General features: G+C 68.6%; 30 protein-coding genes and 1 tRNA gene. 14 read left to right on the forward strand and 17 right to left on the reverse strand.

The window, feature by feature from the left end; all coding sequences use genetic code 11:
• Positions 1 to 54: 54 nt before the first annotated feature.
• Genes HFP89_RS12325 through pspA form a run of 4 tightly spaced genes read right to left on the reverse strand, consistent with a single transcriptional unit; the run spans position 55 to position 1,587 of the window.
• Complete coding sequence (locus HFP89_RS12325; protein ID WP_168717966.1) at positions 55 to 282, reverse strand: hypothetical protein; 228 nt, start codon at positions 280 to 282, stop codon at positions 55 to 57.
• Positions 279 to 665, reverse strand: coding sequence for an envelope stress response membrane protein PspC (gene pspC / locus HFP89_RS12330; protein WP_168717967.1), 387 nt, complete (start codon positions 663 to 665; stop codon positions 279 to 281). The genes HFP89_RS12325 and pspC overlap by 4 nt, the downstream gene beginning before the upstream one ends.
• Positions 662 to 886, reverse strand: coding sequence for an envelope stress response membrane protein PspB (pspB, locus tag HFP89_RS12335; RefSeq protein WP_168717968.1), 225 nt, complete (start codon positions 884 to 886; stop codon positions 662 to 664). The genes pspC and pspB overlap by 4 nt, the downstream gene beginning before the upstream one ends.
• Complete coding sequence (gene pspA / locus HFP89_RS12340; RefSeq protein WP_168717969.1) at positions 886 to 1,587, reverse strand: phage shock protein PspA; 702 nt, start codon at positions 1,585 to 1,587, stop codon at positions 886 to 888. The genes pspB and pspA overlap by 1 nt, the downstream gene beginning before the upstream one ends.
• Before the next feature lie 305 nt (positions 1,588 to 1,892).
• Between pspA and HFP89_RS12345 the strand changes: the two genes are divergently transcribed.
• From HFP89_RS12345 to HFP89_RS12355, 3 genes are all read left to right on the forward strand, one after another.
• Positions 1,893 to 2,597: an FKBP-type peptidyl-prolyl cis-trans isomerase gene (locus HFP89_RS12345; RefSeq protein WP_168717970.1), complete on the forward strand. Its 705-nt coding sequence runs from the start codon at positions 1,893 to 1,895 to the stop codon at positions 2,595 to 2,597.
• A gap of 4 nt (positions 2,598 to 2,601) precedes the next feature.
• A complete protein-coding gene (locus HFP89_RS12350; protein ID WP_168717971.1) occupies positions 2,602 to 2,799 on the forward strand; it encodes a DUF1289 domain-containing protein in 198 nt (65 codons plus the stop codon).
• An 81-nt stretch (positions 2,800 to 2,880) separates the two neighbouring features.
• A complete protein-coding gene (locus tag HFP89_RS12355) occupies positions 2,881 to 3,483 on the forward strand; it encodes a CoA pyrophosphatase (protein WP_168717972.1) in 603 nt (200 codons plus the stop codon).
• Between the two features lie 13 nt (positions 3,484 to 3,496).
• Here HFP89_RS12355 and HFP89_RS12360 read toward each other — a convergent pair whose 3' ends face one another.
• From HFP89_RS12360 to HFP89_RS12370, 3 genes are read right to left on the reverse strand one after another with little or no spacing between them, the layout of a single operon-like run.
• Entirely contained in the window at positions 3,497 to 4,972 is a 1,476-nt protein-coding gene (locus HFP89_RS12360) for a potassium/proton antiporter (RefSeq protein ID WP_168717973.1), read from the reverse strand.
• A gap of 25 nt (positions 4,973 to 4,997) precedes the next feature.
• Complete coding sequence (locus HFP89_RS12365; protein WP_168717974.1) at positions 4,998 to 5,759, reverse strand: M90 family metallopeptidase; 762 nt, start codon at positions 5,757 to 5,759, stop codon at positions 4,998 to 5,000.
• A 4-nt stretch (positions 5,760 to 5,763) separates the two neighbouring features.
• A complete protein-coding gene (locus HFP89_RS12370; RefSeq protein WP_168717975.1) occupies positions 5,764 to 6,801 on the reverse strand; it encodes an NAD(P)/FAD-dependent oxidoreductase in 1,038 nt (345 codons plus the stop codon).
• A 113-nt stretch (positions 6,802 to 6,914) separates the two neighbouring features.
• Here HFP89_RS12370 and ung point away from each other — a divergent pair, with 113 nt between their 5' ends.
• Positions 6,915 to 7,622 carry a uracil-DNA glycosylase gene (gene ung / locus HFP89_RS12375; protein WP_168717976.1) on the forward strand — a complete coding sequence of 236 codons (708 nt, stop codon included), beginning with the start codon at positions 6,915 to 6,917 and terminating at the stop codon, positions 7,620 to 7,622.
• Position 7,623: 1 nt separating this feature from the next.
• Here ung and HFP89_RS12380 read toward each other — a convergent pair whose 3' ends face one another.
• On the reverse strand, positions 7,624 to 7,998 hold the full coding sequence (locus HFP89_RS12380) for a tRNA-binding protein (RefSeq protein ID WP_168717977.1): 375 nt from the start codon (positions 7,996 to 7,998) through the stop codon (positions 7,624 to 7,626).
• Entirely contained in the window at positions 7,995 to 8,525 is a 531-nt protein-coding gene (locus tag HFP89_RS12385; protein WP_168717978.1) for a histidine phosphatase family protein, read from the reverse strand. Before HFP89_RS12385 ends, HFP89_RS12380 begins: the two co-directional genes overlap by 4 nt.
• Positions 8,526 to 8,942: 417 nt before the next feature.
• Here HFP89_RS12385 and HFP89_RS12395 point away from each other — a divergent pair, with 417 nt between their 5' ends.
• Together HFP89_RS12395 and HFP89_RS12400 are read left to right on the forward strand one after the other, a co-directional pair.
• Positions 8,943 to 9,194, forward strand: coding sequence for a type II toxin-antitoxin system Phd/YefM family antitoxin (locus HFP89_RS12395; protein WP_168717980.1), 252 nt, complete (start codon positions 8,943 to 8,945; stop codon positions 9,192 to 9,194).
• Positions 9,184 to 9,597 (forward strand): putative toxin-antitoxin system toxin component, PIN family, encoded by a 414-nt coding sequence (locus HFP89_RS12400; RefSeq protein WP_277347522.1) that lies wholly within the window; start codon positions 9,184 to 9,186, stop codon positions 9,595 to 9,597. The genes HFP89_RS12395 and HFP89_RS12400 overlap by 11 nt, the downstream gene beginning before the upstream one ends.
• A gap of 488 nt (positions 9,598 to 10,085) precedes the next feature.
• Here HFP89_RS12400 and HFP89_RS12405 read toward each other — a convergent pair.
• Positions 10,086 to 10,161 (reverse strand) — tRNA-Phe (locus HFP89_RS12405).
• A gap of 94 nt (positions 10,162 to 10,255) precedes the next feature.
• A complete protein-coding gene (locus HFP89_RS12410; RefSeq protein ID WP_168717982.1) occupies positions 10,256 to 11,506 on the reverse strand; it encodes a sialidase family protein in 1,251 nt (416 codons plus the stop codon).
• A gap of 131 nt (positions 11,507 to 11,637) precedes the next feature.
• Here HFP89_RS12410 and HFP89_RS12415 point away from each other — a divergent pair, with 131 nt between their 5' ends.
• A complete protein-coding gene (locus HFP89_RS12415; protein WP_168717983.1) occupies positions 11,638 to 12,036 on the forward strand; it encodes a DUF6491 family protein in 399 nt (132 codons plus the stop codon).
• Between the two features lie 21 nt (positions 12,037 to 12,057).
• Here HFP89_RS12415 and HFP89_RS12420 read toward each other — a convergent pair whose 3' ends face one another.
• The 3 genes from HFP89_RS12420 to ftsY are packed head-to-tail and all read right to left on the reverse strand — an operon-like array spanning position 12,058 to position 14,386.
• Positions 12,058 to 12,330: an oxidative damage protection protein gene (locus HFP89_RS12420; RefSeq protein ID WP_168717984.1), complete on the reverse strand. Its 273-nt coding sequence runs from the start codon at positions 12,328 to 12,330 to the stop codon at positions 12,058 to 12,060.
• Complete coding sequence (mutY, locus tag HFP89_RS12425) at positions 12,327 to 13,382, reverse strand: A/G-specific adenine glycosylase (protein WP_168717985.1); 1,056 nt, start codon at positions 13,380 to 13,382, stop codon at positions 12,327 to 12,329. Before mutY ends, HFP89_RS12420 begins: the two co-directional genes overlap by 4 nt.
• 11 nt (positions 13,383 to 13,393) lie before the next feature.
• Positions 13,394 to 14,386: a signal recognition particle-docking protein FtsY gene (gene ftsY / locus HFP89_RS12430; protein WP_168717986.1), complete on the reverse strand. Its 993-nt coding sequence runs from the start codon at positions 14,384 to 14,386 to the stop codon at positions 13,394 to 13,396.
• A gap of 53 nt (positions 14,387 to 14,439) precedes the next feature.
• Here ftsY and rsmD point away from each other — a divergent pair, with 53 nt between their 5' ends.
• The 3 genes from rsmD to ggt are packed head-to-tail and all read left to right on the forward strand — an operon-like array spanning position 14,440 to position 17,427.
• The gene (gene rsmD / locus HFP89_RS12435) at positions 14,440 to 15,060 is read left to right on the forward strand and encodes a 16S rRNA (guanine(966)-N(2))-methyltransferase RsmD (protein WP_168717987.1); all 621 of its coding nucleotides are present in this window, start codon (positions 14,440 to 14,442) and stop codon (positions 15,058 to 15,060) included.
• 37 nt (positions 15,061 to 15,097) lie between these two features.
• Positions 15,098 to 15,613: a pantetheine-phosphate adenylyltransferase gene (gene coaD / locus HFP89_RS12440; RefSeq protein WP_168717988.1), complete on the forward strand. Its 516-nt coding sequence runs from the start codon at positions 15,098 to 15,100 to the stop codon at positions 15,611 to 15,613.
• 32 nt (positions 15,614 to 15,645) lie between these two features.
• Positions 15,646 to 17,427, forward strand: a complete 1,782-nt coding sequence (ggt, locus tag HFP89_RS12445; protein WP_168717989.1) for a gamma-glutamyltransferase — start codon at positions 15,646 to 15,648, stop codon at positions 17,425 to 17,427.
• Between the two features lie 10 nt (positions 17,428 to 17,437).
• On the opposite strand, the gene HFP89_RS12450 is transcribed toward ggt, so the two are convergent.
• The 3 genes from HFP89_RS12450 to HFP89_RS12460 all read right to left on the reverse strand — a co-directional run bounded on the left by HFP89_RS12450 (position 17,438) and on the right by HFP89_RS12460 (position 19,460).
• Positions 17,438 to 18,067 carry a DUF502 domain-containing protein gene (locus tag HFP89_RS12450; protein ID WP_168717990.1) on the reverse strand — a complete coding sequence of 210 codons (630 nt, stop codon included), beginning with the start codon at positions 18,065 to 18,067 and terminating at the stop codon, positions 17,438 to 17,440.
• Between the two features lie 10 nt (positions 18,068 to 18,077).
• Complete coding sequence (locus tag HFP89_RS12455; protein WP_168717991.1) at positions 18,078 to 18,290, reverse strand: hypothetical protein; 213 nt, start codon at positions 18,288 to 18,290, stop codon at positions 18,078 to 18,080.
• Positions 18,291 to 18,395: 105 nt separating this feature from the next.
• Positions 18,396 to 19,460 carry a M14 family metallopeptidase gene (locus HFP89_RS12460; RefSeq protein WP_168717992.1) on the reverse strand — a complete coding sequence of 355 codons (1,065 nt, stop codon included), beginning with the start codon at positions 19,458 to 19,460 and terminating at the stop codon, positions 18,396 to 18,398.
• A 165-nt stretch (positions 19,461 to 19,625) separates the two neighbouring features.
• On the opposite strand from HFP89_RS12460, the gene HFP89_RS12465 reads away from it, so the two are divergent.
• Genes HFP89_RS12465 through HFP89_RS12480 form a run of 4 tightly spaced genes read left to right on the forward strand, consistent with a single transcriptional unit; the run spans position 19,626 to position 24,257 of the window.
• A complete protein-coding gene (locus HFP89_RS12465; protein ID WP_168717993.1) occupies positions 19,626 to 20,558 on the forward strand; it encodes an ABC transporter ATP-binding protein in 933 nt (310 codons plus the stop codon).
• Complete coding sequence (locus HFP89_RS12470; RefSeq protein ID WP_168717994.1) at positions 20,558 to 21,304, forward strand: ABC transporter permease subunit; 747 nt, start codon at positions 20,558 to 20,560, stop codon at positions 21,302 to 21,304. The genes HFP89_RS12465 and HFP89_RS12470 overlap by 1 nt, the downstream gene beginning before the upstream one ends.
• Before the next feature lie 2 nt (positions 21,305 to 21,306).
• On the forward strand, positions 21,307 to 23,157 hold the full coding sequence (locus HFP89_RS12475; protein ID WP_168717995.1) for a Gldg family protein: 1,851 nt from the start codon (positions 21,307 to 21,309) through the stop codon (positions 23,155 to 23,157).
• Positions 23,154 to 24,257, forward strand: coding sequence for a DUF4340 domain-containing protein (locus tag HFP89_RS12480; RefSeq protein ID WP_168717996.1), 1,104 nt, complete (start codon positions 23,154 to 23,156; stop codon positions 24,255 to 24,257). Before HFP89_RS12475 ends, HFP89_RS12480 begins: the two co-directional genes overlap by 4 nt.
• Positions 24,258 to 25,303: the final 1,046 nt, after the last annotated feature.

Below are 25,303 nucleotides of genomic sequence, written 5' to 3' on the forward strand. Positions count from 1 at the left end.
CCGGCCGGCAGTCTACCCCAGCCGGCCGGATCGTGGACCGGCTGCCGGGGCGGCTCAAGCCATCGAGAACCGCGCCGAATCGAAGGCCGATTCGAGCCAGGCGCCCAGCTGGATCAGTCGATCGAGGAGCCATTGCGTCGCGTGGCCGAGCGCGTCGGCGTAGACCAGGGGCGGGGGAAGGTCGCGGTTCGGCAGCCAGTCCGGGCTGGCTGCCGCGATCAGGAGCGTGATGGCCGCGAGCCCCGCGACATGGGTCGCGACGATCTCGGCCGGGCGGTTCATTGCTCGTCGAGCTCCGAGCGGATCCGGTACTGGCGCGAAGTCAGCCACTTCTCGAGTTTCTGCAGCCGCTCGTCGAGCCGCTGGAAACGCTGGTTCAGGGCCGAAACCGAGTCGACCGGCGCGCGCCGCGTCTCGGTCCAGAAGCGCTCGTCTTCGGCGTCCTTGTACAGGTCGGCCGGCTTGACCGGCAGCAGCAGCGCCAGCACGAGGTAGCCGATGACCATGACCGCGGTGAACGGAATGGCCAGCAGCACCACGACCACGCGCAGCGCGGTCAGGTTGAAGCCGGTCCAGTCGGCGATGCCGGCGCAGACCCCGGCGATGAGTCCGCGCTCGCGGTTGCGGTACAGGCGATTCCGGTTGTGATAGGTGGCAGCGCTCATTGCGTGTTCCTCCATTCGGGCGTGTCGGCGTCGAGAATCCGCTCCAGGTTGTGGATGCGCTCCTCCATCTTGCGGGCACTGGCGTGCAGGTCTTCCAGCAGCGCTTCGTCCTTGCTGGTCAGGCGCTTGCTGGCCGAGTTCCGGGTCGCGTAGTGCAGGATCAGCCAGATCGGCGCGACGATGACCAGGAACAGGACAATCGGAACGAACGTCCACTCCATTAGGAGGCCTCCTTGGTGCCCTTGGCCTTGGCCTTCGACGCGGCGCTGCGGCTGGCCTTCAGTTCATCGAGCTCGGCTTCGACCCGTTCATCGCGGGCCAGCGACTCGAACTCCTCGTCGAGGCTCCTGGCCTTGCGGCCCATGTCCAGCACCTCGGCTTCCGACTCGATGTGGTCGACGCGACGCTCGGCGGCGTCGAAGCGGTGCAGCATCTCGTCGATCTTCTGATTGTGGATGTGGCGGCGGCTCTTGAGCTGATGTTCGGCCGAGCGATGGCGCATGACGATGGTGCGCTGGCGCGCGCGCGCGTCGTCGAGCTTGGCCTGCAGCCGCGCGATGTCGTCGTCGTACTTGGTCAGCTGCTCGTCGTACTGATCGAGCTCTTCTTCGAGGTGCTCGATGCGGTCGCCGAGCGCGGTCTTCTCGGCCAGCGCGGCGCGGGCCAGGTCCTCGCGGCCCTTGTCCAGGGCGACCCCGGCCTTCGAGGCCCAGTCGATCTTCTGTTCCTCGAGCCGTTTCAGCAGCCGCGCACGCTCTTTCTTCTCGGCGATGCACTTGGCGGTCGCGGAGCGGATCTCGACCAGTGTGTCTTCCATTTCCTGGATCATCAGCCGGATCATCTTCTCCGGATCCTCGGCCTTTTCCAGCACCGAGTTGAGGTTGGCGTTGATGATGTCGCCGAGTCGCGAAAAGATGCCCATGATCGAACTCTCCTTGGCAGTGGTTCCGGTTGGGGGGCGGGGTGCCCGTCTGTCGTGGAGATTCAAGTCTCGTGCCAAGATTCGGCCCGAGACGAATCAAGGGCTTGGCGAAGCGGTGTTCGGCTAAAGCGGTGCAGAAAGCCGATAAACGGTTTTTCTGACCAGCCCTTTGCGAAGGAACCAAGCCGTGCATCGCCGGTCTGATTCGGCGCGGCGCGTGAATCCGCTGCCCGACGGGCCGAGGCGCTCTCGGTTAGAATGCCGGGCTGATCCGAGCCGTTCCAATTCCCTTTCTGGAGAGTTCTATGCGCAACATCGTGTTCAAACTGCTGGTGCCGGCCCTGGCCTTCGCGCCGATGGTCGTCCAGGCCCAGGATCTGGAATCCGACGCCGGCAAGCTGGGCTACGCGATCGGTTACGAATTCGGTTCCGAGACCAGTCAGTGGGACGTCGACCTCGAGGCCGTGCTTGCGGCCATCCGTGACGCCAACGCCGGCCGCGAACCGCAGGTCGCCGTGTCGGAAATGCGCGAAGTGCTCGCCGCCTTCAACGAGCGCATGCGCCAGGAGCGCATGGAGCAGTTCCAGCAGCTGGCCGAAGAGAACCAGGCCCGCGCCGACGAGTGGCTGGCCGAGAACCGCGGCAAGAGCGGCATCGTGGCGCTGCCCAGCGGTGTCCAGTACCGGGTGATCGAAGAGGGCGAGGGCGCCCGCCCGAACCTCGAAGACACCGTTACGGTCCATTACCGCGGCTCCAAGATGGACGGCCGCGAGTTCGACAGCTCGTTCGCCCGCGGCGTGCCGGCCGTGTTCCAGGTCGACAGCGTGCTCGAAGGCTGGCAGGAAGTGCTGCCGCTGATGCGCGAAGGCGCCATGTGGCAGGTGTTCCTGCCGCCGGAGCTGGCCTTCGGCATGCGCGGCGATCCGCCGCTGATCGGCCCGAACGAAGCGCTGCAGTTCGACCTGCGGCTGGTCAGGATCGGCGAGCCGGACCCCGCAAACGGCAACTGAGCCGATGAGCGATCCCGCGCAGCGACTCGAACCGATCGAATCGCCCTGCATCAGCGTCTGCCGTCTCGACGAGCAGGGCCGCTGCATGGGCTGTTTCCGGACCTCGTCGGAGATTGCCGGCTGGCTGTCCATGACCGTCGAGGAGCGTCGCGCGGTGATCGCCGAGCTGCCTGAACGTGCCGAGCAACTGTTCGGCGACTGATCGATCGCGTCCACGGTCGCGATGCGGTCCGCAGCGCCGGCCTTCCGGCGCCGGGCCGAACCCTCCGCGGGTCCGTCCCGCATGATGCTTTCCGACGCCTTCCGCACCCGCCTGTATCCCCTCGATACGCCGATCCGCGATCTCCCGGTCGGCGGCTACCGGCCCGATCCCGGGCACGATGCCGCCGTGCGTCCCCGCCCGGCCGCGGTGCTGGTGCCGGTGACCGACGAGGCCGAGCCCCGGGTCCTGCTGACGGTGCGTGCGGCCCACCTGGCCAAGCACGCCGGGCAGGTGGCGTTTCCGGGCGGCGGTCGCGACCGGCTCGGCGAGACCGTGGTCGAAACGGCACTTCGCGAAGCCCACGAAGAGACCGGCCTGGCCCCCGAACGGGTCCGGCCGGCCGGCCTGCTCGGCCGCTACGACACCATCACCGGGTTCCGGATGACCGCGGTGGTCGGCTGGATCGACGCCGGCTTCGAGCCGGTGCCCGACCGCAACGAGGTCGAGGTCGTGTTCTCGGTGTCGCTGGCCCGGGTCCGCGACCCGGCGGCCTGGCGCTGCGATCGGCTGCGCTGGCAGGACCGGACCTTCGAGATCCTGACCCTGGACCATCCCGAACACCGGATCTGGGGCGCGACCGCCGCCCTGCTGCACGACCTCGGCCAGCGTCTCGGCCCGGGCTGAGACCCGACCCGGTTCAGTCCTCTTCGCGCAGCCCGAACAGCAGCTCCACCGCGCGCGCCTGTGCCGGCCGGATCATCAGGTGGACGTGATCGCCGGGCTCGAGCCGCGTGGATTCATTGACCGGCAGCACGCGTCCGTCGCGGACCAGCAGCAGGATGTCGGCACCCTCGGGCAGCGGCAGGTCGCCGGCACGGCTGCCGGCGACCAGCGCGACCGGGTCGATCAGGAACGAGATCACCCGGACCGGCAGGCTCTCGGTGGCGGTGATCTCCAGCACCGGGGGCGGGCGCGCCTGGCCGCCTCGCTCGACGCCGAACCAGCCGACCGCCCAGCGCACCGTCGCACCGGGAATCAGGGCGTTGATCACGACCACGAAGAACACCAGGTGGAACAACCCCTCGCCGCCGGCCACGCCGCTCATGACCGGCACGCTGGCCAGCAGGATCGGCACCGCGCCACGCAGCCCGGTCCAGGCCACGAAGCCGGTCTCGCGCGGGGTGTAGCGAAACGGCAGCAGGCACAGCCAGACGACCAGCGGACGGGCCAGCAGCGCGAGCACCAGTCCGAGAATCAGCCCGCGCAGGCCGGATTCGGCCAGCAGGCCGGGCACGGCCAGCAGCCCGAGCACCAGGAACATCGTGATCTGGCCGAGCCAGGCCAGCGCATCGTGAACGCGCAGGATGCCGGCGCGGTAGGGCATGCGCTGGTTGCCGAGCACCAGCGCGGCGACGTAGACGGCCAGGAAGCCCGAGCCCATGAACAGCGTCGGCACACCGAAGGCCAGCAGCGCCAGCGCCAGCGTCAGCGCCGGATACAGGCCGGCGGCCGGGACCCGGATCCGTCTGAGCAGTTGCTGGCCGAAGAAGCCGATCAGCAGCCCGGCGGCCAGACCGATGGCCAGCTGGGTCAGGATCTTCATCAGGAAGCCGGTGGCCGAGAAGGTCTCCGGCGCAAGCAGCACGCCGGTCAGGGTCAGGGTCAGGATCACCGCCATCGGGTCGTTGAGCCCGGATTCCAGCTCCAGCGTGGCGCCGACGCGGCGCCGCAGCTGGACGTTCGAGCCCCGAAGCGCCGAGAACACCGCCGCGGCGTCGGTCGAGGACACGATCGCGCCGACCAGCAGCGCCTCGATCCAGCTCAGCCCCAGCAGCCGGCCGGCCACCGCCACCAGGCCGGCCGTGCCGACCACGCCCAGCGTGGCCAGCACAGCGGCCGGCGCAAGGTGCTCGCGTGCGGTGCGCCACGGGGTATTCAGGCCCCCGTCGAACAGGATCAGCACCAGCCCCACGGTGCCGACGCGAAACGCGAGGTCGTAATCGGAAAACGGTTCGGGCAGCCAGGCGCCGGCCAGCAGGCCCAGGCCGAGAAACAGCAGCACGGCCGGGACGCCGATCTTCTCCGAGGGTCGGCTGAACAGCACGCTGATCAGGATCAGAACCCCGGCCACGGTCAGCATCCCACCGATCGCCAGCGGTTCCTGCCCCGTCATCCCGCGCTCCCGTGCGTTCCCTCGATCAGTGTACCGCCGGGTCCTGGTCGAACAGGTGAGACAGCACGCGGTAGAGCTCCGGCTCCTCGGCCCGCAGCCCGGCCGGGACATCGAAGAAGGCTTCGCAGGCCACGGCGAAGAACTCCGCCGGACTCTCGGCGGCATAGGGGTCGAGGAACGGTTCGCGGCCGGCCTCGAGATCGGCGTTGAGGCGGTCCCAGGCCCCGGTCAGGGTACGCACCCAGTCGGCATGCGCCAGGCCGCGCGGCAGCGGCGGGGCGCCGTCGATGTCGCCGGACAGCCGGTCGATCTGGTGGGCCAGTTCGTGGACCACGACATGAAACCCCAGGCCCTGGCCCGACTCGGCCACGTCGGCCAGCGACAGCACCACCGGCCCGAGCTCCCAGGCCTCGCCGGCGCGCAGGTCCCGCCCGCGATGCACCAGGCCGTCCTCGTCGGTCTCTTCGAGTTCGACTTCGAATTCGTCGGCGTAGAGGATGAAGGTGCGGAAATCGCGGTACCAGTCCAGGCCGCGGTTCAGGACCGGTAGGGCCGCATGCACGGCGACCGGCAGGCAGTCGGCGCGGTCGGGTTCCAGCCCGCCGGCGCCGTGGAACTCGAAGCCGGCCAGGATGTGACCCGACAGCTCGCGCAGCCGTTCGCGCTGGCGTGCATCGAGTCGCTGCAGGCACGGCCAGGCCGCGACCACGGCCGCGAGCTCGTCCGGCGTCGGCGCCAGCGCCGCGGCTTCGCGCGCCCGGCGCCGACGCAGCAGCCGGCCGAGCATCGGCTCAGCCGCTCTTTTCTTCGGCCACGCCCAGCCGCTTGTGCATGATCGGGCTGGTGGTGGTGTACTGCAGGAACTGCCGGGCCTCGGGGTCGAGGTGCTTCTGCACGCCGAACGCGGCCAGCGCGGCCTCGTGGAAGCCGGACAGGATCAGCTTCTTCTTGCCGGGGTAGGTGTTGATGTCGCCGATCGCGAACACGCCGGGAATCGAGGTCTGGAACTTCTCCGTGTCGACCGGGATCTGCTTCTTCTCGATCTGCAGCGACCAGTCGGCGATCGGGCCCAGGTTCGGCGCCAGGCCCCAGAAGACCAGCACTTCATCGCCTTCCACGCGGACCTTCTCGCGTTCCAGCGTGTTGAGTTCCAGCGCGTCGATCCGGCCCGGCACGCCCAGGGCCTCGCCGACCGTGCCCTGCTGCGCGGTGACCTTGCCGGCCTCGACCAGTTCCTTCATCTTCGCCACCGAGGCCGGCTGCGCGCGGTAGTCGTGGCGGCGGTGGACCAGCGTGATGTGCTCGGCCAGGTCGGCCAGGTCCAGCGTCCAGTCCAGCGCCGAGTCGCCGCCGCCGAGAATCAGCAGGCGCTTGCCGGCGAACTGCGAGCGGTCGGTGACCTTGTAGTGGATGTTGCTGGCCGACAGGTCATCCAGGCCCTTGGCCCGCAGCCGCCGCGGCTGGAACGCGCCGAGCCCGGCGGCGATGATCACCGCACCGGCGTCGAACGCCTTGCCTTTCGAGGTCTCGACCCGGAATCGGCCATCGTCCTTCGCCTCGAAGCCGGTGACTTCCTGGTTCAGGTGCACGCCGGGCTCGAACGGTCGGATCTGCTCGCGGAGCTTGTCGATGAGCTCCTGCGCGCCGATCACCGGCCAGGCCGGGATGTCGTAGATCGGTTTTTCCGGATACAGCTCGCTGCATTGCCCGCCGACCTGGGCCAGCGAGTCGATCAGCTCTGCCTTCAGGCCCAGCAGCCCGAGCTCGAAGACCTGGAACAGCCCGACCGGGCCGGCGCCGATGATGACCGCGTCGGTCTTGATCGTCATGGAACGTCCTTTCGATGTGGGTGGGTCCGGAAGGCGCCCGGGCGGACCGGTTCCGCCCGCGCCGCGACCTTCCGGTAGCATGCGTGCAACCTTACATGATGGCACGCGTCACGATGTCCAAGACCGCCGAAACCTCGCGCGAAATCCGGCTGCATCCCGAGTGGCTCGCGGCCCTCGGTGGTGAGTTCGAGCAGCCGTACATGGAGGCGCTGCGGACGTTCCTGCTCGAGCGCAAGCAGGCGGGCGCGGCGATCTACCCGCCGGGTGAGCAGATCTTCAACGCGCTGGACTCCACGCCGCCGTCGAAGGTCAGGGCCGTGATCCTCGGCCAGGACCCGTACCACGGTCCCGGCCAGGCGCACGGTCTGTGCTTCTCGGTCCTGCCCGGCGTGCCGGTGCCCCCGTCTTTGGTCAACATCTACAAGGAACTGCGCGACGACGTCGGCTTCGAGATCCCGAACCACGGCTGCCTGCAGACCTGGGCCGAGCACGGCGTGCTGTTGCTCAATGCCGTGCTGACCGTCGAAGGCGGCAACGCCGGCGCCCACCAGGGCAGGGGCTGGGAGACGTTCACCGATCGCGTTGTCGAAGTGATCAACTCCGGGCCCAACCCGGTGGTATTCCTGCTCTGGGGTGCCCAGGCGAAGAAGAAGGGGCAGGGCATCGACCGGGGTCGCCACCTCGTCCTGACCGCCCCGCACCCGTCACCGCTGTCGGCCCACCGCGGCTTCCTCGGCTGCCGGCATTTCTCGGAGGCGAATGCCTGGCTGGAACAGCAAGGGCAGGCGCCGATCGACTGGTCGCTGCCGACACAGGCCTGAATCAGCGGAGGCGGGTGCCGGGTGGAGCCTCCGCGTCCGGCACGCACAGCACGACGGCACCGTTCTCGTCGTGGAAGCCGGTCACCAGGCACTCGGACATCATCGGTCCGATCTGCTTCGGTGGGAAATTGACGACCGCCACCACCTGGCGGCCGATCAGCGATTCGGGCGTGTAGTGGTCGGCGATCTGCGCGCTGGATTTCAGCTCGCCGAGTTCCGGACCGAAGTCGATCCGCAGCTTGATGGCAGGCGTTCGGGCCTCCGGAAACGGCTCGGCGGCCACCACCGTGCCGACCCGCAGGTCGACCCGGTCGAAGTCCGCCAAGGTCAGCGCTGTGGTGTGCGCGCCCGACGCATCGCGCTCGTTCGAGTTCATTCCGAGGCAGGGTAGGCCGTACGCAGCAGCCGGGCCGGTGCGCCGGGCCGGGTGTGGACGATGAAGATCCGTTCGTAATCCGCCTCGTCCAGGTCGCCGATCGCCGGTCCGCCGAAGGCCTCGATCAGGTCGTCGACGGTGTTGCTGTGGCCGACGATCAGCGCCGCGGCGCCGGCGTGCTCGCGCAGCACCTCGTCGGCAAGCGCCCTCGAATGTGCTTCGATCCCGCCCGACTCGATCGGCCGCACCTGCACATCGACTCCCAGCCGCTCGGCCAGCGGACGCGCGGTCTCGGTATTGCGAGCGTACTGCGTCGAGTAGACGCCTTCGATGCCGGCATCGGCCATCAGCTCCGCCAGCCGCGCGGCCCGCGCGCGGCCCTCTGCCGCAAGGGGCGGATCCGACGTCCCGCCGTCGGCCTTCTCGGCGTGGCGGACAATGACGACCTGGGTCCAGTCGCCGGGATCGTCGGCCGAGAGCGGCGAAGCAAGCAGCGGAAGCAGCAGCGGGAGGATCAGAGTCTTCATGATGTGGATCGACCTCCGGGTCGCAGAGGGGGTTTCGAAGTGGGTGTCCGGTTCGCTGGGGTTTCGCAGTGGGTGTCCGGTACGTACCGGCGCTGCGTCGAAAACACCGCTCTAATGCCCGCATCGGCCATCAGATCGGCAAGCCGCTCGGCGCGCGCTTCGCCCTCGGGCGTCAGTGCAGGATCCGAAGTTCCGTCATCGGCCTTCTCGGCGTGGCGGACGATCACGACCTGGGTCCAGTCCGAGTCGGCGTGGACCGAAACAGGGGCGGTGAGCAGGAGGGCGAGCACGCACAGAACAACGGATCGCAACATGTCATTGGCCGGCGGGACGACGGGGGATAGCCTACATCGGGCCGGAATCTTTCGTGGCTCGCTGTGGTTGTTCTGAAGTGGCCGAAGTAGCTACAATGGCTTCATGAAAGAAGTCAATGCAAAAAACGCCAAGAATCAGTTCGGCCAGTTGCTGGAGTCCGCGCAGCGCGGCCCAGTGCGCGTGACTCGGCGGGGCCGATCGGCCGGCGTGCTGATGTCAGAGGAGCAGTATCAGCGTCTGCGCGGCATTGCCTGGGATCGATTGGCCGCTACGGTCGAAGCGATGCAGAAACAGTCTGCAGACAATGGGATGACCGACGAGGTCCTCGCCGAACTCCTGGTCGATGATCGTTGAGCGCGTCGTTCTCGACACGAATGTGCTGATCAGCGCCGTGCTCTCGCCGAGCGGCGCACCCGCGAATCTGCTCGCTCGATTGGTGCGAGCTCGAAGCGTGCTGGTGTTCTCCGAGCCGACCATGAACGAGCTGGCCACCCGAATGCTGAAATCGAAGTTCGACCGATACGTCGATCGATCCTTGCGCGTGAAATTTCTCGCTGAACTGGACGCCATCGCCGAGATCGTCGGGATCACCGGCGCTCCGATGGGCTGCCGCGATCGTGACGACGACATGATTCTCGAGACTGCATTGAATGCAGAAGCTCCGCTGATCGTCACCGGCGACGCAGATCTTTTGTCCATGAACCCGTGGCGCGACATCCGGATCATCTCGCCTGCAGAGGCAATCGAATTCTTCTAGGGAACCTCTGAACAAGTCTGCGCGGAGCGCGGATCGCTGAACAAGCCGGTCGAAGAAGCCGCAGATCGTGTGTGCCGTGGCGAGTGACAGTAGCCGTTGCTACGGCCGAGCCACGTCGCGCGCGAGATGCGGCTTCTCCGGCGAAACCCCGTCGCGCCCGTGCAGACTTGTTCAGAGGTTCCCTAGAAAAAAGACCGCAATGGCTGGGTTTTTGGGGGCCGTAAACAAAGCGGTGGTGAGGAGTTTTCCGCAGCCAGAAAAGAGGGGAGCTGTCGAGTTTCTGGACACATTGGGGAGCGCGGCCCGCTTGAGCAGTTTTTACGCACGTTCAGGCGCTGGTTTGTTGCACAACTACGCGCGCTGGAGTGTCCAGAACTGGGGTTGATTTTCCGATCTAGGTTACATATGGCTTACACGGCATCGGCGCAATGGCTTACCTGCATTGCCAGTACGCGGCCAGATGCTGAATAGAAACAGTGAGTTGGAGATGGTGGCCAGGGACGGAATCGAACCGCCGACACGGGGATTTTCAATCCCCTGCTCTACCAACTGAGCTACCTGGCCATTTTCTCGAACCAGCAGGCCGCGCGGGGTGATTCGGGCGAATCGGGGGCCGGCGACCGGAAGCCGCGTATTACACCCGGAACCGGTGCGAAAGTCAACCCGGCGGGGCGGATTCCAGGTCGACGAGGGCGGTGGCGATTCGCGGGGCCGGATCGCCGGCGGCATTCGTTCCTGAGCTCGTCCAGGCCAGCAGAATCCGGTCGCCGACCACGGCCATGCGCGGAAAGCCGCTGCTGCGGCCGGCGCCGAGTTCGGCGACGGTGCGGGTCCAGCGGGCCTCGCCCCGGTCGCCGAAGCGGGCCAGGCGCAGGACGGCGCCCGCTTCGGCCTCGTCCATCCACAGCATAAGGAAGCCGTCGTCGACCCGGGCCAGCTGGACCCGACCGAGTGCGGTGCCGGCCGAGAAGGTCTGCGCCGGTTGGAAGGAGGCGCCCGAGTCGATCGAGACTGCCAGCCGCACGGCCGGCACGCCGTCGGCCATCGTGAACCAGGCCACCGCCACCCGGTCGCCGTCGGCGGCGATGTCTGGCCCGTTGACGGGGCAGCCGGCAATGACCCAGCCGTCGGCCGCGACCGGAGCGGGTGCGGTCCAGCCGTCGTCGAGGCGGCGCACGATATGGATGTCGCGCACCTCGTCGTCGGACCGGTCGCGGTAGACCACGACCGGTCCGGCCTCGGTCGAGGCGCTGGCGGTCTGGCAGCAGTCGCAGACCCGGTCGTCGAGTTCGATCGACGGGCCGAAGGAGGCGCCCACCATGCTGGCGGTGCGCAGGGTCATCGCGCCTTCTTCCGCTTCGTCACGGGTGGGGCCGCCGGTTCCATGGCCGGCGTGACCGGTCGCGGCACCGGTATGCCGGCCGTCCAGCCAGACCAGGTGGGCGGTGCCGTCGGGGTCGGCAAAGTAGCTGACGAAGCCGTGCTCGGTCTGCGTGCCGTCGCGGTGCGGCGTGACGGGCGGCGACCAGGTCGCGCCGCGATCGGTCGAGCGCGCGGCGACCACGTCGTAGGCATAGGTCGCCCGTCCGCTCTTGACCGGCCAGTGCGCGATCCAGTCGCCGTCGGGCGCGATGAACAGGCGCGGGGTATCGGCCCAGTTGACGAACCAGTCGTGGCCGCGGGCGATCGTCCGCCCTGTGCCGAAGCGCTCGCCGTCGAACTCGGCGAAGCGCAGGGCGTGGCCGTCGTCGTCCGGCTCCAGCCAGGTGAGCACCGCACCGCGATCGGATTCGGCCAACTCGGGCGCCAGCGCGCCGGCGGCAGCGGGGTGGGTCACCGGCAGGACTTCGGCGTGGACCGGCAACGCGGCCAGCCAGGCCGAAACCACCAGCAGGGCGATCGATCGCATCGGCGTCTTCCTTGCAGGGTTCGGGCTACCATGCCACAGCGCAGGGGGCCTCGGAGCGCCGCGAGCGAGACGGGAACGAACCGTGAGCGGCGAGCGTCAGAAGAACTCAATCGAAGGAGAAGGAGACCACCATGGCAACGTCGTTCCTGAAGGGCTGCCTGGCGCTGTGTGCAGCGCTGGTTCTGACCGCGTGCGCTGCGAACCGGGAGACCGAGCCGACGGCGCCGTTCATGCAGTTCGTCGGCGAGCCCGAGCGTTCGATCGGCTTCAGCCAGCTGGTCGATTGGCGGGTGCTCGACCGGGACTGGGTGATGCTGCGCGTCAACCGCAATCGGTTCTTTGCTGTGCAGCTGATGCAGCCGTGCATTGCCGATGCGCGCGAGGCGATCGGCATGCGCCTGGTCCAGGGTAGTGCCGGCCGGCTGACCACGGCCGATCGGGTGGTGCTGCAGGGTCGCGACTGCCGGATCGCGCGGATCGCGCCGTTCGACCACGCCGGCTGGCGCGAGGCGATCGTGACCGATCGATAGCGGCCGGGCTCGCCGGCAGGCTCAGTCCTCCGGCGGCACGTAGCCCTCGGCCTGGTCCACCTCGCCGCCGAACAGGAACGCTTCGGCCTGGTCCATCAGGTACTTGCGGTGCTCGGGGTCGATCGGCGAGAGTCGATTCTCGTTGATCAGCATGGTCTGGTGGGCCAGCCACTTGCGCCAGGCCTCGGCCGAAATCTCGTTGAAGACCCGCTCGCCCAGTTCGCCGGGCAGCGGCTTGCGGGGCAGCCCTTCGGCCTCGCGGCCGAGGTAGACACAGTGCACGGTGCGGCTCATGGCGACGGTTCCGGGTTCGATTCGACGTCCATTGTAGAGGCCGCGGCACGGAGTTGTTCGAGCAGCGCGCGGACCGGCCGGGGCAGGCCGGTGGCCAGCGCCTTGTCGAGGGGCATCCAGCGGCGCTCGGCGCCGTCGGCGACGCGATCCGGGTCGTCGACGACCCGGTACTCCAGCCTCATCTGCAGCCGGAAGTGCGAAAACACGTGGTCGATGGTTTCGGGCAGTTCCGGCGGGCGGGCAGACGTGCCGGCCGTCGCGGGATCGCCCGGCAGGCACCACAGACCACCCCAGATCCCGGTCGGCGGGCGGCGTTCCAGCAGCACGCGCCCCCGGCCGTCGCGGTAGACGCCGAAGCGCTGCTCGCGGGTCGGCAGCGACTTCTTCGGCTTCGGCGTTGGCAGTTCCTGCGTACGTCCGTCGCGCAAGGCGATGCAGTCGCTGCGTACCGGGCAGTCGGGGCAGGCCGGCGTCTTTGCGGTGCACAGCGTGGCGCCCAGGTCCATGATCGCCTGGGTGTAGTCGGCGGCTCGGCGCTTGGGTGTCCGCGCCTCGGATTCGATCCACAGTTGTTTCTCGACCGGGCTGCGGCCCGGCCAGCCGGCGATGCCGGCATGGCGGGCCAGCACGCGCTTGACGTTGCCGTCGAGGATCGGCGCACGCTGATCGAAGCCCTGGGCGACGATGGCCGCGGCGGTCGAGCGGCCGATGCCTGGCAGGGCGGCCAGCGCGTCGACGTGGGCGGGAAACTCGCCGCCGTACCGTTCGACGATGAGCCCGGCCGCAGCGTGCAGGTTGCGGGCGCGGGCGTAGTAGCCCAGGCCGGACCAGTGCGCCAGCACGTCGTCGAGCTCGGCGGTGGCCAGCGCGGTCACGTCGGGGAAGGCGGTCACGAAGCGGTCGAAATAGCCGATGACGGTCTCGACCCGGGTCTGCTGCAGCATGATTTCCGAGACCCAGACGCGGTAGGGCGTGCGCGGATGCTGCCAGGGCAGGTCGTGGCGGCCGTGGGCGCGCCACCAGCGCAGCAGCCGCGTCGCGAAGGGCGCCATCGGGCCCGGGGTCAGTCGGTCTCGACCGGCAGCACGGCGTGGATGAAGGTGCCGGCGTCGAAGGGCCGCAGGTCCACGGCGCGCTCGCCGACGCCGATGAAGCGGATCGGCAGGTTCATCTCCTCGGCGATCGCGAACACGATGCCGCCGCGGGCCGTGCCGTCGAGCTTGGTCACGGTGATCCCGGTCAGCTGCACGGCCTGGTCGAACTGCCGGGCCTGGGCCAGCGCGTTCTGGCCGGTCCCGGCATCGACGACCAGCATGACCTCGTGCGGCGCGGTGTCGTCGACCTTGCCCATCACCCGGCGGATCTTGCCCAGCTCCTTCATCAGGTGGTCCTGGGTGTGCAGCCGGCCGGCGGTGTCGCAGATCAGCACGTCGACGCCCTTCGATTTCGCCGACTGCAGGGCGTCGAAGATCACCGCCGCGGAATCGGCGCCCTGGCCCTGGGCCATGACCGGCACGTCGTTGCGCTGGCCCCATTCCTTGAGCTGCTCGACGGCGGCGGCGCGGAAGGTGTCGCCAGCGGCCAGCATGACCTTCAGGCCGTCGTCGAGGTAGCGCCGGGCCAGCTTGCCGATCGTGGTGGTCTTGCCGACGCCGTTGACACCGACCATCAGGATCACGAACGGCTTCCTGCTCGGGTCGACGGCCAGGAACTGCTCGCAGGGCTCGACCAGGGCGTAGAGCTCGGCCTGGACCGCCGGCAGCACGTCGGCCGGCGTGGCGACCAGGCCGCGCTTCACGCCGTCGCGCAGCCGGTCCATGATCCGGGTGGTCGCCGCGACGCCGAGATCGGCGGTCAGCAGCGTGGTCTCGATGTCGTCGAGCAGGTCGTCGTCGATCGACTCCGAACCCCGGATCAGCCCGAACAGGCTCGCCAGGTTCGAGCGGGTCCGCTCCATCCGGGCCTCGAGCGGGTCCTGGCCCGATTGCGGTTTTTCGACCACGGCGGTCGGCTCGAGGCCGTCGCCGGATTTCTTGCGTCGGAAGATCGAGAACATCGTTGACGGGCCGCGCTTGCAGCACTGCGTGACAAGCCCGCTATGCTAGCACCGTGGCTCGATCCAAACGCACGGGACAGGTCCGGATCATCGGCGGCGACTGGCGCGGCCGGCGGCTCGCCGTGCTCGACCGGCCGGGGCTCCGGCCGACCGGCGACCGGGCCCGCGAAACGCTGTTCAACTGGCTGCAGGGGCGGGTAGCCGGGCGGGGCGTGGCCGACCTGTTCGCCGGCAGCGGGGCGCTGGGCTTCGAGGCGGCCTCGCGCGGGGCCGCTCGCGTCGACCTGGTCGAACTCGATCGACGCGCCGGCGATGCGCTGAAGCGGGCCATCGAAGGCTGGCCCGGCGCCGAACGAGTCTGTGTGCACACCGTCGACGCGTTGGGCTGGCTGCAGCGTCTCGATGCGCCGGAGGGTGCGCCGCTGGACCTGGTGTTCGTCGATCCACCCTTCGACGCCGGGCTGCACCGGGCCGCGCTGGATGCGTTGGGCCGGCCCGGCCGGCTGTCGGACGAGGCTCGGGTGTACGTCGAAAGCGCTGCTCGATCCGCCGATCCGGTCGGCGACAGTCCGGGTTGGCTGCGGCTGCGCGAGAAGGTCCAGGGCGATGTCCGGATGCAGCTGCTGGCCCCGGACCGGGACGGCGACCGGGCCGAGGAGTCGCGGCCGGTATAATCGCGGGCTGTTCTCATTCACCTGGCGAACTCTACCGATGACCGAACCGCTCGACCCGTCGGAGCTGGACTACAGCGTTGCGATCTACCCGGGCACCTTCGACCCGCTGACCAACGGTCATGCCGACCTGATCGCCCGGGCCTCGCGGATGTTCCGCCGGGTGATCGTCGCGATCGCCGAGAGCCCGCACAAGCAGCCGACCTTCGCCCTGGCCGAGCGCATCGAGCTGGCCGAATCGGTGCTCGAGGCCCATGGCGTGCCCAACGTCGAGGTGGTCGGCTTCAGTGATCTGCTGGCGCACTTCGTCGCCGGCCGCGGCGCCGGCGTGATCCTGCGCGGCCTGCGCGCGGTGTCGGACTTCGAGTACGAGTTCCAGCTGGCGTCGATGAACCGCCACCTGATCCGCGACGCCGAGACCGTGTTCCTGACCCCGGCCGAGGAGTACAGCTTCATCTCCTCGAGCCTGGTCAAGGAAATCGCCCGCCTCGGCGGTGATGTGTCGGAGTTCGTCGACGAGCGGGTCGCCGCCGCACTGAAACGGCACTACGCCTGAACCCCCTGTTCGAATTCCTTCCCGGAGGAGCCATGCGCATCCGCCCGAACCTTCTGCTTCCCCTTCTCCTTCTGCTGGCGCCCGTCCATGTGCTCGGCGACCAGGAGTCCGCCCGTCCGGGCCCCGGCGCCGCGGCGATTTCCAGCGCCCATGCCGAGGCCACCGAGGCCGGCTTCGAGGTGCTGGCCGCCGGCGGCAACGCGTTCGACGCCGCGGTGGCCGTCTCGGCCGCGCTGGCGGTGGTCGAGCCGGCTTCGTCGGGCATCGGCGGCGGCGGCTTCTGGCTGCTCGAGCGCGCCGACGGTTTCGCCACGATGGTCGACGGCCGTGAAACCGCGCCCGGTGCGGCCACCGCCGACATGTACCTCGACGAGAACGGCGAGTTCGTCCGCGAACTGGCCATCGATGGCGCGCTGGCCGCCGGCATTCCGGGCGCCCCCGCGGCCTGGGCGCACATTGCCGAGACCTACGGCCGGCTGCCGCTGTCGGCATCGCTGGCGCCGGCCGTCCGGCTGGCCGAGCAGGGCTTCGCGGTCGATCTCAAGTACCAGCAGCTGTTGAACTGGCGTGCCCACGTGATGCTGCGGTGGCCGGAGACCGCGGCGATCTTCATGCCCGGCGGAGAGCTTCCGGACATCGGCGATGTCATCGTCCAGACCGACCTGGCGGCAACGCTGAAGCGGCTGGCAGAGCACGGCCCCGACGGCTTCTACCGCGGCGAGACCGCCGAGAAGCTGGTCGAGGGCGTGCGCGCCGAGGGCGGCATCTGGACGCTGGCCGACCTGGCCGGCTACCGGGTCGTCGAACGCGACCCGATTACCATCGAGTTCGGCGACTACACGCTGCTGACCGCCCCGCCGCCGTCGTCGGGCGGCATCGCGATTGCCCAGATCCTGAAGCTGATCGAGCCGTTCGGCTACTTCGAGCTCGATCGTGTAGACCGCGTGCACCTGCTGGCCGAGGCAATGCGCCGGGCCTATCGCGATCGCGCGCTGTATCTCGGCGATCCCGATTTCGCCGATATCCCGACCGACCTGCTGCTCGGCGACGACTACGCCGCCGGCGTGCGCACGACCATCCGGATGGATCGCGCGCTGCCGTCGGCCCACCTGGCGGCCGATCCCGACCGGCTGGACGATTCGACCAACACCACCCATTTCTCGCTGATCGACGCCGAGGGCAACCGCGTCTCGGCCACGCTGACGGTCAACCTGCCGTACGGTGCCGGGTACGCCCCGCCGGGCACCGGCGTGCTGCTGAACAATGAAATGGACGACTTCGCGGCCAAGGCCGGAGAGCCGAACGCCTACGGCCTGATCGGGTTCCGCGCCAACGCCATCGAACCCGGCAAGCGGATGCTGTCGTCGATGAGCCCGACCATCATCCACGGCCCCGATCGTCTTGCCGTGCTCGGTACGCCGGGCGGCTCGCGCATCATCACCATGGTCCTGCTCGGCATCCTCGATTTTCTCGACGGCAACGGCCCGGAGTCCTGGGTCTCGAAACCGCGCTTCCACCACCAGTACCTGCCCGACCGCATCTCGGTCGAGCGCGATGCCCTGACCGACGATGAAATCGCCGAACTCGAAGCCCGCGGCCACGACGTCGAAGTCCGGGCCCGGCCCTGGGGCAACATGCACGGCGTGATGTGGGACTACGAGAGCAACACGCTCGAAGCCGCCCATGACCCGCGCTGGGAATCGGGCGGGGCCGAGGTTCGGGTGGTCAGGGACCAGGAGAGGGACCAGGGGCGAGGGACGAGTGAAGAACGGAGGAGCGTCGCGAACCCGCCCATACAACACAGTCGCCCCTAGTCCCTCGGCCCTAGTCCCTCGGCCCTGCCCGCCGCGACATTCCCGCGGTCAGCACGAAGCGCAGCGACTCGTCGAACGGCATGTCGATGGGTTCCAGCCAGTCGCGGGGCACGATGATCATGTAGCCGGCGACCTGGTAGCTCAGCGGCAGGTAGACGGCCACTTCGCCTTCCTTTCCGAACGGCAGGTCGGAGAAGTCCTCGCGAGTGACGTAGCCGACCATGGCCAGGCCCAGCTCGGGCTGGCGGACGAGAACGGCCTGGTCGAACTTCTTTCCGCCGTTATCGCTGAAGTAATCGACGAAATCCTTGGTGGCCCGGAACACCGGCTTGATCAGCGGCAGGCGGTCGAGCACGGCTTCGCCGAGGTCGATCAGCTTGCGGAACAGGTAGACCTGGCTGAGCAGACCGATGGCCATGACGATCAGGATGCCCCCGATCAGGCCCATGCCGCGAATGTAGAGGTCGTCCGGCAGCACCCAGCGGATCATCGCGCCGACGCCGCCCTCGGCCAGACCGGCCAGCCAGAACACGATCAGCAGGGTCAGCGCGATCGGGATGATCGTCGCCAGGCCCTTCAGGAACAGGCGGACCAGTCGCTGGGCCAGCGAAGGCCGATCGTCGTCGGCGGGCACGCTCATGGTCGGCCCTTCAGAGGTCGTCGAAGCGCCGCTTCAGCGCTTCCTTGTCGTCGGTGACGATGCGCTCGAGGGTGCGGACCCGTTCCTCCAGCCGCTCGATGGTCTCGCGAGCGTGCGGGTCGGGCTCGGCCGTTTCGGCGCGGCGGCTTTCCAGGCGATAGCGGGTGATCTGGACGATACCGATGATGCCGGCGATCGCGACCAGTGCGGTCCAGAGGTTCATCAGCGAGCTCCCGAGTCCCGAATCAGACCGGGATTCTATCGCTTGCAGGACACCGGGCGCAGGTGCCGAACGTCAGGTCCTCCGGCAGGCCTGCAGCGCTGGCGGTCAGGGCCGGGCTTCGGGCAGTTCGACATGTCGGTCGGCATACGGCGCTGGCCGGCGGATGCGCATCCGCTCCATCAGGTAGCACAGACAGTCCTGGCGGACGACCTCGGCATGCGTGCTCAGCATGGCCGGCATCGCCGGTCGACGCAGGACGACGCGGCCGTCCTCGATCCGGAACCAGTCCCGCGTGCAATCGTGACCGTCGGTGTCGATCGCCACCAGCAGCGAGCGGTCGGCGCGGTTGTGACGTGCCATGGCGGTGCCCGGCGGCACCTCGGTGAAGTTCAGCCGGTCGATGTGGGCGTCGAGCACCAGCTCGGCGTCGGATTCGCCGAAGCTGAAGCTGCAGTCGCTGTCGACCTGCACCGTGGTCGTGACCTGGAACAGGTCGAGGTCCTCGGGGTTCGGGTAGCGCTGCGACAGGCCGTCCATGTTCAGCACGTTTTCCAGATAGGCCATTGCATGGTCGGTGCCGCCGCGCTTGCCCGGCTGGCCGCATTCCAGCGTCACCGCCGGGCAGAACTTCCCGAAGGCCATCGACTGAACGCCGGCCGGCTCGGTGAAGAAGATCACCGTGCGCGAGAAGCGGCTGGCCAGGTTCAGCCGCTCCGGCTCGATCGCGTTGACCGCCGAGTAGTGCGGGTTCTCGCCGGTGTTGTTGTGGATGTCGATGCTGGCGAAGGGCTTGAGTCGACGGATGTGCTCGGTGATCCTTGCCAGCTCTGCGTGCCACGGCGTGGCCGCATCGTGCGAGCCGGGCCAGCAGCGGTTCATGTCGGGCTGGCCGTCGAGCCGTCGCTTGCGTTCGGCGGCCGCCTCGACGTTGCCGATGAACAGGGCCAGGCTGCGCGGCAGCGGATCGCGCCCATAGCGGCCGGCCAGCAGCCGGCGCACCGCGTCCCAGCCCGAGATCTCGTTGCCGTGCTGGATGACCGAGACGAACAGCGGCTCGGGCCGGCGGCCGGGCAGATGGATCAAGGTCGGCCCGTTCAGGTGCCGAGCCAGGTGGTGGGCCGGATGCTCGAGCAGTCCGGCGGGAAGATGATCCAGGATGTCGACCTGCATGAACGAAGCGATCCGTGATTCGGGCGCCCGATGCGACCCGGTTGCGGGTCGGACGGGCGAAACGGTTAGGCTATCCGATTCGCCGCCACGAAACCGGGTCTTGAAAACTCCCGGCGATACCCCCAATCGAAGCGCGGTCCATTACCTGATCCGGAGCCTGTCGAGATGATCGAGACCCGAGAGCTCACCCGGCGATACGGAGACTTCACCGCCGTCGACCGCCTGACCTTCAGCGTCGAACCCGGCACCGTGCTCGGGTTCCTCGGCCCGAACGGGGCCGGCAAGTCGACCACCATGAAGATGCTGACCGGCTTCCTGCCGCCGACCTCCGGTACGGCGATGATTCACGGCCACGACATCCGCAGCGACTCGCTGGCCGCGCGTCGGCTGATCGGCTACCTGCCCGAAGGCGCGCCCCTGTACGGCGAGCTTTCGGTGCTGCGCTTCCTCGAGTTCGCCGCCGGCACCCGCGGCTTCCAAGGCCGCGAGGCGATCGCGCGCGTCGAGCAGGTCATCGATCGGCTCGAGCTCGGCGAGGTCCGTCACCAGACCATCGAGACGCTGTCGAAGGGCTTCAAGCGCCGAGTCGGTCTGGCCCAGGCCATCCTGTCCGATCCACCCGTGCTGATCCTCGACGAGCCGACCGACGGCCTGGACCCCAACCAGAAGCAGCAGGTCCGCCGGCTGATCCGCGACATGGCGCCGGACAAGATCATCGTGATCTCCACCCACATTCTCGAAGAGGTCGACGCGCTGTGCTCGCGGGCGATGATCATCGCCCACGGCCGACTGCTGGCCGACGACACCCCGGCCGCACTGCTGGCCCGCTCGCGCTATGCACGCGCCGTGAGCCTGGCCACGCCCGACCTGCAGGCGGCTGCCTCGGCACTCAGCGGGCTGGACGAGGCCGGGGAGGTCGAGATCCGGCGCGGCCTGGTCACCGTGTTCCCGTCCGGCAAGGGCGACCTGTTCCGGGCCGTCTCGGCGCTGGCCGAGCAGTCGGCCTGGCCGGTCGAGCGCGTGCAGCTCGAGGCCGGTCGGATGGATGACGTATTCCGCACCATCACCCAGCAGACCGCTCGCGAGGAGGCCGCCTGATGCGCCCGTTCGACCGTACCCTCGGCGTGCTGCTGAAGCGCGAACTGGCCAGCTACTTCGCCACGCCGGTCGCCTATGTGTTCATCGTCATCTTCCTGCTGATGGCCGGCGCCTTCACCTTCTACCTCGGCGGCTTCTACGAGCGCGAGATCGCCGACCTGCAGCCCTTCTTCACCTTCCATCCCTGGCTGTACCTGTTCCTGGTGCCGGCCATCGGCATGCGGCTGTGGGCCGAGGAGCGCAAGTCCGGCACCATCGAGCTGCTGCTCACCCTTCCCGTGACGGCCGGCGAGGCGGTCACCGCCAAGTTCCTCGCCGCCTGGCTGTTCATCGGCCTGGCGCTGGCACTGACCTTCCCGATCTGGATCACCGTCAACGTGCTCGGCGACCCCGACAACGGCGTGATCCTGGCCGGTTACCTCGGCAGCTGGCTGATGGCCGGCGGCTTCCTGGCGATCAGCGCCTGTCTGTCGGCGGTCACCCGCAACCAGGTGGTCGCGTTCATCCTGTCGGTGGTGGTCTGCTTCGGCTTCCTGCTGTCGGGCCTGCCGCTGGTGCTGGACCTGTTCCGCGGCTGGCTGCCGCAGGCGGCCGTCGACGCGATCGCCAACCTGAGCTTCCTGGGGCATTTCGATTCCATCTCGCGCGGGGTGGTCGAGCTGCGTGACCTGGTCTACTTCGCCCTGGTCATCGGTTTCTGGCTGACCGCCAACCGCATCGTCATCGAACTGAAGAAGGCGCAGTGAGCATGAAGAATCTCTACTCCACCGGCGCGCTGGTCCTTCTTGCCGTGCTGTTCGTCGTGCTGACCGTGCTCGCCGGACTGCTGTTCAAGAACCTGCGCGTGGACCTCACCGAGAACCGGCTCTACACCCTGTCCGACGGCACCGTGAACATCCTCGAGTCGCTGGCCGAGCCGGTCACGCTTCGGCTGTACTTCAGCGACGGGGCCAGCGAGGACCTGCCGCAGATCCGGCGCTACGCCGACCGGGTCTGGGAACTGATGCAGGAAATGGAAAGCCGCGCCGACGGGCAGCTGGAGATCGCCCGGATCGATCCGGTGCCGTTTTCCGAACAGGAAGACGACGCGGCGCGCTACGGGCTGGAGGCCGTACCCTTGAGCCAGGCCGGCGACGTGCTGTACCTGGGCGTGGTCGGCACCAACCGCATCGACGGGCTCGAAGTGCTGCCGTTCGCCTCGCCGCAGCGCGAACGCTTCCTCGAGTACGACCTGGCCCGGATGATCACCGCGCTGGCCACGCCGGACCGGGCCAAGGTCGGGCTGATCAGCGGCCTGCCGATCACCGGCGGCATGGATCCGCAGACCGGGCAGCGGTCCCCGGCCTGGGCCATCCACGACCAGTGGACCCAGCTGTTCGATGTACAGACCGTGCAGCCGACCGCGGCCTCGTTGCCGGACGATCTCGACGCGCTGGTCCTGGTCCACCCGAAGCAGCTCTCCGAAGGCCTGGTGCGCGACATCGACCAGTTCGTGCTCGGCGGCGGACGCCTGCTGGCCTTCGTCGATCCCTATGCCGAGGCCGACCCCGGCGACAACCCGATGGACCCGGCCGCACGCTTCATGGCCGAGCGCGATTCATCGCTGCCGCAGCTGTTCGAGGCCTGGGGAATCGGTTTCGACGTCGAACAGTTCGTCGCCGACCCGGGTCGCGCACTGCAGGTCACGCTGCAGCCCGGGCAGCCGCCGGTGCGGCATCCCGCCATTCTCGGCCTGACGCGCGCCGACATGGACGTCGATGACCTGGTCACGGCCCAGCTCGAGACCGTCAACGTGGCCTCGGCCGGTGCCTTCGACCTGGCCGGCCTGGCCGACGGCCTGGAGGCGATTCCGCTCATCCAGTCCAGCGACGCCGCCGGCCTGCTGCCGGCCGAACGGCTGCGGATGGCCGCTGACCCGTCGACGCTGCTCGACGAGCTCGGCGACGAGGGTCTCACGCGCACGCTGGCGGTACGCCTGTCCGGCACCGCGACCACCGCCTGGCCCGAGAGCGAGCGCGAGGACTGGATCGGCGAGGGTCCGATCAACGCCGTGCTGGTCGCCGACACCGACCTGCTGGCCGACGCCCTGTGGGTGCAGCGCCAGCGCTTCCTCGGCCAGGTGCTGCTGGAACCCTTTGCCGACAACGGCGCGCTGGCGGTCAATGCGGTCGAGAACCTGCTCGGTGACGCCAACCTGATCTCGATCCGCGGCCGGGCAACCTCGGACCGGCCGTTCGGCCTGGTCGACGACCTCCGCCGCGAGGCCGAGGCGCGCCTGCGGTCCACCGAACAGCAGCTCGAAGCCGAACTGCGCGAAACCGAAGCGCAGTTGACCGAGCTGCAGCAGGCGCGCGGCGACGCCGACCTGAGCATCCTGACGCCCGAACAGGAAGCCGCGATCGACCGGTTCATGGATCAGCGCCTGGAGATTCGCCGCGAACTGCGCCAGGTCCGGCGTGAGCTGGACCGCGATATCGAAGCGCTCGGCACACGGATCAAGGTCATCAACATCGTATTGATGCCGCTGCTGGTCACGCTGGTCGCGCTGGTCGTGGCCTGGCGGCGGCGCCGGGCGCAGCACGAAGGAGGACGTCGATGAACCGCAATCTGCTGCTTGCGCTCGCGGCCGCCACGCTGGTCGCGATCGCGCTGGTGATGCTGCTGGGCGACGAGCGGGGCGCGCCGACCGTCGAGGCCGGCCCGCTGCTGCCGGGGCTCGCCGAACAGGTCAATGCGATCGATGCCGTCGACGTGGTCGCGCCGGGCGGAGCGACCACGGTCCGGCTCCGGCGCGACGATGCGCGCTGGCAGGTGGCCGAGCGCGACGGCTACGAGGCCGACTTCCGCCAGGTGGTCGACCTGCTGCGCACGCTGGCCGAAGCCCAGCGCGACGAGCCGCGCACCGACAATCCCGACTGGTACGGCCGGCTGGGCGTGGCCGAGACCGGCGATGCCGAGGCCACCGGCCGCCGGATCGACTTCCCGGGCACCGACCTGCCGTCGCTGATCGTCGGCCAGGTCGACCCGACCGACAGCGGCAGCTACGTCCGGATCGCCGGTGAGTCCCGGGCCTGGCTGGCCGACCGCGTCATCGAATTGGCCGCCGATCCGGTGTCGTGGCTGGAGCCCGGCATCATGGACATCCCCGGCGAGGACCTGGTCGCGATCACCGTCACGCACCCGGACGGCGAGACCGTCGTGCTCGAGAAGCCGGGCGAGGCGGGCGACTGGGTCCTGCGCGATGTGCCGGAAGGCCGCAGCGCCGGCCCGGCCTGGAAGCGCGACGCACTGGCCAACGGCATCCGCGGCCTGAACCTCGACGACGTCCGCCGCTTCGACCCGCCGCACCCCGACGACACCGTGATCACCGAACTGCTCACCGCCGACGGCCTGCGCTTCAGCGCGCACACCTGGCGGGACGGTGACGGCGACGACGCGACCGCCTGGGTGCACTTCACGGTTGCCGACGCCGGAGACGCCGTGCCCCCCCCGATCGAACCGGTCAGCGACGCCGACGATGCGGACACGCAAGGTCCGGCCGAAGAGCCGCCTGCGCAGCAGGCGTCCGCCGAGCGCCTGGCAAACGCCGTTGCCGTCGACGGCCGCCTGTCCCCGTGGGCCTATGCCATCCCGGCCCGCCGCGCCGACGACCTGGCGCCCAGGCTCGACGACCTGCTGGAGCCGGTCGACGAGGAGTGATTGCAGAAGTTTGACTTTTGATTGCGCTGGGCGTTGTTCGACAGTATTCGCTTTCTGCAGGTTTTCTCTGGAGCCGCGTCAGTTGTTGTTGCCGGGGTTCGGGCCACAAGCGTTTCGCATTGTGCGGCGGCCTGTTTTTGTCGGTCGCGACAGAAGTAGGCAAAAGCGCTCTTCGAAGGCGGCGGAACGCGAAGGGGCTTCCGGACTGTGTCGGTGGGCCGGTGGTCGGCCCGCGCCCTGGCTCGCTCCGGCTGCGGGTTACAGTGGCCCCGGATGCATCCGCGAAGCCAGGGCCAGGCCGATCTGTCGTTGGTCGGCCACAAGCTTCGGCTGAGAGGTGGTTTGCTTTCTTCGCGTCTTGCCGGAGCCCTGTCCGGCGGCTGTGCCGGGGGTCTGGCTACAAGCGTTTCGCCACGCGGACTTCGTCCGCTTTCTGGCGACCTGTTTTTGTCAGTCGCGACAAAAGTAGGCAAAAGCGCTCTTACAGGCGGCTGAACGGGCAGTGGCTGCCGGACTGCGTCGGTGGGCCGGTGGTCGGACCGCGCCCTGGCTCACTCCGGCTGCGGTTTACAGTGGCCCCGGATGCAACCCAGAAGCCAGGGCCAGGCCGAGCCGTCGCTGGTCGGCCACGACCGTCCACCGAAGCGGCCTGTGTCCGAACCGAGCCAGCAGCAATGATCCGGCTTCGCTTCGGGTTCCAATGCCCCTGTACCCGGCAAGCCCTTCCATCTCCGCGGCACTTCGCGATTCTTCGCGCCACGACCCTCACCGGAGGGCAAACCCCGCCCGGTACGCGCGCTTTTAAAAAAGCCCTTTTGGGTACTTTTGTGGCGTTTGACAAAAGTACCTCGCCAGAAAGCGGACGAAGTCCGCGTGGCGAAACGGCTTGTAGCCCGGGGCAGCAACAACCCGAAGGCGAGCAGAACACCAGAAGCAGAACACCCGCCCACCGAAGGGCCGTTCACCGAACCAAGCCGGAAACAACCATCCGGCTTCGCTTCGGGCTCTGACCCCTCTGTACCCGGCAAGCCCTTCCATCTCCGCGG

This window comes from Wenzhouxiangella sp. XN79A, assembly GCF_012272825.1.
GTDB lineage: Bacteria > Pseudomonadota > Gammaproteobacteria > Xanthomonadales > Wenzhouxiangellaceae.